Annotated in this window: 4 protein-coding genes; 1 reads left to right on the top strand and 3 read right to left on the bottom strand. The window is 72.8% G+C overall.

Going from position 1 to position 5,354, the window contains the following annotated elements:
- Positions 1 to 62: 62 nt before the first annotated feature.
- On the top strand, positions 63 to 2,459 hold the full coding sequence (locus tag ACR9ZG_RS17665) for a transglycosylase domain-containing protein (RefSeq protein ID WP_481286154.1): 2,397 nt from the start codon (positions 63 to 65) through the stop codon (positions 2,457 to 2,459).
- 76 nt (positions 2,460 to 2,535) lie between these two features.
- Here ACR9ZG_RS17665 and ACR9ZG_RS17660 read toward each other — a convergent pair whose 3' ends face one another.
- The 3 genes from ACR9ZG_RS17660 to ACR9ZG_RS17650 form a co-directional block, all read right to left on the bottom strand.
- On the bottom strand, positions 2,536 to 3,411 hold the full coding sequence (locus ACR9ZG_RS17660; RefSeq protein ID WP_481286153.1) for a 3-methyladenine DNA glycosylase: 876 nt from the start codon (positions 3,409 to 3,411) through the stop codon (positions 2,536 to 2,538).
- Between the two features lie 70 nt (positions 3,412 to 3,481).
- Positions 3,482 to 4,111, bottom strand: coding sequence for an HD domain-containing protein (locus tag ACR9ZG_RS17655; protein ID WP_481286152.1), 630 nt, complete (start codon positions 4,109 to 4,111; stop codon positions 3,482 to 3,484).
- A gap of 145 nt (positions 4,112 to 4,256) precedes the next feature.
- Positions 4,257 to 5,285 carry a zinc-dependent alcohol dehydrogenase family protein gene (locus tag ACR9ZG_RS17650; RefSeq protein ID WP_481286151.1) on the bottom strand — a complete coding sequence of 343 codons (1,029 nt, stop codon included), beginning with the start codon at positions 5,283 to 5,285 and terminating at the stop codon, positions 4,257 to 4,259.
- Between the last annotated feature and the right edge of the window lie 69 nt (positions 5,286 to 5,354).

Here is a 5,354-nt window from a genome sequence, read left to right as displayed (position 1 = left end):
CCTCAGCAACATCCAGACCGCACCCACCCCCTCCACAGCCGCCGCGGGCACCCTGTGGGACGATGACGACCCGTGACCCCGCCCGCGCCGTGCCGCCGCGCGTCCCCGCCGCCCTCGACCGCCTCGCCGAGCCGTTGCGGGGGTTCGAGCTGCGCATCCCGAGCACCCGGCGGGGTGCCGTGTGGAAGTTCCTCGGCTTCGCGCTCGTCGCGGCCGTGCTGAGCACGGTGCTCGTGCTGCCGGGCGTGCTCGGCGCCGGTGCGGCGACGGCGGCCGGGGTGAACGACTTCCAGGCGCTGCCTGGCGACCTCACCATCCAGCAGTTCGCCCAGAATTCGACCGTGTACGCCAAGCAGGGCGGCCAGGACGTCCCGATCGCGCAGTTCTACGCCCAGAACCGGCAGGACGTCGGCTGGAAGGACATCGCGCAGGACGTCAAGGACGCCGCCGTGTCGGCCGAGGACCCGCGGTTCTACTCCGAGGGTGCTGTGGACATCCTGGGCACGATCCGCGGCGCGCTCGCGACCGTCATCGGCGGGGATGTGCAGGGCGGCTCCTCCATCACGCAGCAGTACGTGAAGAACATCGAGGTCGAGAAGTGCGAGGCGCTCACCGACCAGAAGAAGCTGCAGGCCTGCTACGACGACGCCGCCGGCGTCACCCTCCAGCGCAAGGTGCAGGAGATGCGCTACGCGGTCGGGCTGGAGAAGAAGTACAGCAAGCAGGACATCCTGCTCGGCTACCTCAACGTCGTCGGCTTCGGCGGCCAGGTGTACGGCATCCAGGCAGCCGCGCACTACTACTTCGGCACCACCGCCGCGCAGCTCACCCTGCCCCAGGCGGCGACGCTGGTCGCGATACTCAACAACCCGGCGAACCTCCGCATCGACCAGCCCGACAACAAGGACAACGGCGCCGCGAACGGGTACGCCCTCACCCTGGAGCGCCGCGACTACGTCCTCGACCGGATGTACACGACGCACACCATCACCGCCGCCGAGCGCGACGCGGCGAAGAAGACGCCCATCCAGCCGGCCATCACCCCGACGACGAGCGGATGCGCGGCCGCCGCCCAGTACAACGCCGCGTTCTTCTGCGACTACGTGCGCGACGTCGTGCTCAACGACTCCGCGTACGGCAAGACCGCCGACGACCGCTGGGCCACCCTGAACCGCGGCGGCCTCAAGATCTACACGACGCTGAACCTCGATCTGCAGGCCACCGCGCAGCAGGCGCTGAGCGCGTACGTCCCCGCGTCCCGCCCCGACATCGACCTCGGCGCCTCCAACGTCTCGGTCGAGGTCGGCACCGGGCGCATCGTGACGATGGTGCAGAACCGCGCCTTCAACAACACCGACCAGCCGGCCGACGGCACCACGGCGGTGAACTACAACACCGACGAGGACTACGGAGGCTCGCAGGGCTTCCAGACCGGCTCCACGTTCAAGGCGTTCGACCTGGCGGGCTGGCTGGAGGCGGGGCACGGGCTGTACGAGACCGTCAACGCGTCGCAGCACACATTCTCCACCGACGAGTTCACGAACTCCTGCGAGGACATCGCCGGGCCCGACTGGCACGTCGTCAACGACGAGGGCTCCGCGAGCCGGCTGTCGGTGATGGCGGCCACCGCGGAATCGGTGAACACGGCGTTCGCCCGGATGGGCACCGAGACCGACCTGTGCTCGATCCTCAACGCCGCGAAGAGCCTCGGCGTGCACGCGGCCTCGGCGGAGAACCCGCTCACCTCGACGCCGTCGATGATCCTCGGCACGAACTACATCGCCCCGCTCACGATGGCGACCGCGTACGCCGGCATCGCGAACAACGGCACCGCCTGCACCCCGATCGCGATCGACCGCGTGGTCAACGCCGACGGCAGCGAGCATGCCGTGACCAAGACCTCCTGCACGCCCGGCCTCAAGCCCGACATCGCGGCGGGCGTCGCGTACGCGCTGCAGGGCGTCATGCGCGGGGGAGGGACGGCCGAGAGCGCCAACCCGTACGACGGCACGCCCATCCTCGGCAAGACCGGCACCACCGACGACTCCCTGCAGAACTGGCTCGTCACCTCCACCACGAAGGTCGCCACGGCCACCTGGGTCGGCAACGTGTCCGGCTCGACCCCGTTGCGCGACCTGGAGTTCAACGGGGTGAACGGCGGCAACGTGAAGTTCCGCATCGCCGAGCCGATCCTGGAGGCGCTGGACACGCTCTACGGCGGCGACGACTTCGCCGAGCCCAGCGACGCGGTGCTGTACGGGGCGGAGGACTCCGGGTCGGGCTCGGACTCCGGCGACCAGGAGTCCACGCCGGCGCCCACGGTCGCGCCGACGCCGACCGACACCCCGGAGCCCGAGCAGCCCGCCGAGCCCGCGCCGACCCCGACCCCGACGCCGACCCCGGAGCAGGGGCAGGAGCAGAACGGACCTGGTCTCCCGGTCCCGGCCCCGACGCCCTAGTTCCCGGAGCCGCCGAGTCGTGAGCTCATGTCACTCCTCGGCACCGCAACCCGCACCTGCTCACGACTCGCCGGGCTCAGGACGCGGCGGGCTCCGGCGCGCCCAGCCACGCCTCCAGGATGCGCGTGCGCAGCGCGTTCGAGCGCTCGGCGAAGCCGCGCTGGCGTCGCACGTACTCGGCCTTGCCCTCCGGCGTCTCGATCCGCACCGGCTCGTCGCCCCAGACGCGGGCATCGTACGGGGAGGCCGCCATGTCGAGCCGGCGGATGTCGCGCGCCAGCTCGAAGGCGTCGAGCAGCAGCTCACCGGGGACCAGCGGACCGAGCTTCACCGCCCACTTGTAGACGTCCATCCCGGCGTGGAGGCAGCCCGGCTGCTCCAGCTCGGGCTGCGTCTCGCGCGTGGGGGCGAACCGGTTGCGCGGCACGGCGTCCGGCGTGAAGAAGCGGAACGCGTCGATGTGCGTGCAGCGCAGCTCGTGGGACTCGACGACCGCGTCGGTGCCCGCTTGGCCGAGCCGCAGCGGCACGGCGTGGCGGTGCTCCGGCTGCCGGTACACCATCGCCCACTCGTGCAGCCCGAAGCAGCCGAACTGCCCTGGCCGGGCGGCGGTGGAGCGGAGGATGCGCTCGACCCCGCGCAGGAGGGGCGCCTTCTCGGCCTCCAGAGCCTCTCGGTCCACGGTGAGGCCGCCCGGCGTCTCTCCCGCGCGGTACCAGCGCCAGTCGGCGCGGGGCGTGCCGGCGGCGTCGAGCAGTTCGACGCCCGGGCCGGGATGCCAGCGCCGCAGGACGGCCGGCGAGTACGAGTAGTACGTGTAGAGGAAGTCGTCGACCGGGTCCTTCTCGCCCCGGGCCGCGCGGGCGCGGCGGTCCGCGGTCAGCGCGTCCGCGCGCTCGGCATGGGCGGCTTCGCGGGCGCGCCAGTCGGCGGGAGGAAGGAGGGTGGGCACGTCTCGAGGATAGGCGACCCCGCCGAGTCGTGACCTCAGCTCACGTCTCGCGCGCGCAACCCGCCACGAGTCACGACTCGGGCGTCGTGCCGGGCAGCGCCTCCAGCGGGTTCTCGCGCAGCTTGCGGGCGACGCCGCCGTCGACCAGCCGCCGTGCGGACGTGCCGGGCTTGCGCTCGGCCTGATCGGTCACGCAGGCGGTGAACTCCGCACCGAGCGTCAGGCGCGGGTAGGCGGCCAGGACCTCCCGCACGAACGGCTCCGGGAGCACGTCGGCGCGCGCCCCCGAGATGTCGAGCGCGGTCGCGATCTCGAGGAGGTACCCCTCCGCATCCATCGCCGGGTCGACGGAGGGCCAGTTGTGCCGCACGATCACCTCGTGCACGCGGGTGCGCCGCTCGGCCGGCCAGCCCGCGCCCGCGGTGAGCGCGACGCCGACGTGGCCCCCCGCGTCCTCGTACGCGAGGGTGTGGTTGTCGAAGGCGGTCACGATGCCGATGTCGTGGAGCAGCGCCGAGACGTACACGAGTTCGCGGTCGTAGCCGGTGCGGCCCTCCACCGCCGCGAACGCCTCCGCCCACAGCCACGAGCGGACGACGTGGTTGAGCAGCGACGGCGTGTGGTACTCGGCGGCGAGCTCGCGCGCGGCGCGGGCGGCCGGGGTGTCGGGCGCGGTGAACGTGTGGAGGTGCAGGTCCATTCCTCCATCTTGCTGCGGCCCGGCACGCCCCTCCGCAGACATCGCGCCGAATACGGAGGAGATCCGGCCACTCCCGGCAGCGGCCTCCTCCGTCCTCCGCCGAGACCCGGGGTGTCGCCGCTGCGCGCCTCCCTTCTGCCCGGCGCTAGCCCCGCGGGTCGAGCACCGTGATCCCGACCGGCGGGGCCGACTCGGCGAGCGGCAGCAGTCGCGCCGCCTCCGCCAGCCCGACGTGCGCACCGAGCAGGGCCTGGGGCGACAGCGCGCCGGAGGCGACGAGCTCCAGCATCGCCGGGTAGTCGGCGGCCGACATGCCGTGGCTGCCGAGCACATCCAGCTCCCACCCGATCACCCGGTCGAGGGGGAGGGCGGGGCCGCCGCTCAGCAGACCGATCTGCACGTGCCTCCCGCGGCGGCGCAGCGATCGGACCGACGCGGTCGCCGTCGCCACCGAGCCGACCGCGTCGACCGAGACGTCGGCCCCGCCGCCGGTGAGGTCCGCGATGGCCTCCGGTGTGCCGTCCTCCGCCGCCAGGACATGCGCCGCGCCGAGCGACCGCGCCAGCTCGAGCGCGGCCGGCGACCGGTCCACGGCGATGGGACGCGCGCCGAGCGCCGCCGCGATCATGACCGCGCTGAGCCCGACGCCGCCCGCGCCGTACACCGCGATCCACTCGCCTTCGCGCACCCGCGCCCGTGCGGTCAGCGCCCGGTACGCGGTCGCGAACCGGCAGCCGAGGCTCGCCGCCGCGTCGAACGCCAATCCGTCGGGGAGCGCCACGAGGTTGAGGTCGGCGGCGCGCACCACGACGAGCTCGGCGTGCGAGCCCCAGTGCGTGAAGCCCGGCTGGGTCTGCTGCGGGCACACCTGCGCCTGCCCGCTGCGGCACCACTCGCACGTCCCGCAGCCGTTGACGAAGGGGGCGGTGACCCGCTCGCCAACGCGCCAGCGGGTGACGCCCGCGCCCACCGCCTCCACGACGCCGGCGAACTCGTGCCCGGGGACGTGCGGCAGCGACACCGAGTCGTCGTGCCCGGCCCACGCGTGCCAGTCGCTGCGGCACAGGCCGGAGGCGGCCACCCTGATCAGGGCCGCGCCGTCCGGCACCACGGGGTCGGGGACCTCCGCGACGGTGACAGGGGCGGCGAAGGCGTCGTAGTACAGGGCTCTCATGTTCGTGCTTCCGTGGTTAGGCGGTCGGGGCTCAGTGGTCGGGGCTCAGTCTGTCTCTTATACACATCT

This window comes from Leifsonia sp. KNZ12-8B, from assembly GCF_056755495.1.
Note: the sequence above shows the minus strand (reverse complement) of the source record. Positions and strands in the feature narration are given on the sequence as shown.

What these genes read in the sequence shown, in the direction of transcription:
- ACR9ZG_RS17665 (WP_481286154.1), top strand. Translation starts at nt 63, where the DNA reads ATGACGACCCGTGACCCCGCCCGCGCCGTGCCGCCGCGCGTCCCCGCC.
- ACR9ZG_RS17655 (WP_481286152.1), bottom strand. Translation starts at nt 4,111, where the DNA reads ATGGACCTGCACCTCCACACGTTCACCGCGCCCGACACCCCGGCCGCC.
- ACR9ZG_RS17650 (WP_481286151.1), bottom strand. Translation starts at nt 5,285, where the DNA reads ATGAGAGCCCTGTACTACGACGCCTTCGCCGCCCCTGTCACCGTCGCG.